Raw genomic sequence first — 661 nt, forward strand, 5'->3', positions numbered from 1 at the left:
AAATGATTTAGTGTTAATTGATTCTATTATAATTGGTATAAATCTATGATTTGATCCGCAAATTTCTGAACATTGTCCATAATATAGTCCAGGTCGTATTAATAAGATTCTACCTTGATTAATTCGTCCTGGAGATCCATCAATTTTAATTCCAAGTGAAGGAATTGTTCAAGAATGAATTACATCAAAAGATGTTACTAAAATACGTGTTTTTATATTGTATGGTAATATAATTCGGTTATCTACTTCTAATAGTCGGTATTCTATTCATTAATAGAATTAGTTTGCTTTATGTATGAATCTATTTCAATTTTTTTGAAATCTGAATATTCGTATCTTCAATATCATTGGTGTCCAATTGCCTTGAGTGTAATTATTGGTTTATTTATTTCTTCTAATAGATATAAAATTTTTAATGATGGTAGAGCAATAATAATTAATATTATTGCTGGTATAAGTGTTCAAATTAATTCAATTATTTGTCCTTCTAAAAGTATTCGATTATTAAGTTTGTTAAATATTATAGACGTTAGCATATATAAAACTGTAATTGTAATTATAGTTAAAATTATTATTGTATGATCATGAAATATAATTAGTTGTTCTATAATAGGTGATACTGAGTCCTGAAATCTTAATATTTTTCATGTTGCGATTTCCA

At 24.7% G+C, this 661-nt stretch carries 1 protein-coding gene and 1 pseudogene; both read right to left on the reverse strand.

All coding sequences use genetic code 11. The features are described from left to right. Positions 1 to 267, reverse strand: a pseudogene (locus tag P2081_RS21040) (cytochrome c oxidase subunit II); the annotation flags it as partial. Positions 268 to 461: 194 nt separating this feature from the next. Continuing rightward, the gene (locus P2081_RS21045; RefSeq protein WP_369011416.1) at positions 462 to 641 is read right to left on the reverse strand and encodes a cytochrome c oxidase subunit II transmembrane domain-containing protein; all 180 of its coding nucleotides are present in this window, start codon (positions 639 to 641) and stop codon (positions 462 to 464) included. Positions 642 to 661: the final 20 nt, after the last annotated feature.

Source organism: Pseudophaeobacter profundi (genome assembly GCF_029697505.1).
Classification (GTDB): domain Bacteria; phylum Pseudomonadota; class Alphaproteobacteria; order Rhodobacterales; family Rhodobacteraceae; genus Pseudophaeobacter; species Pseudophaeobacter profundi.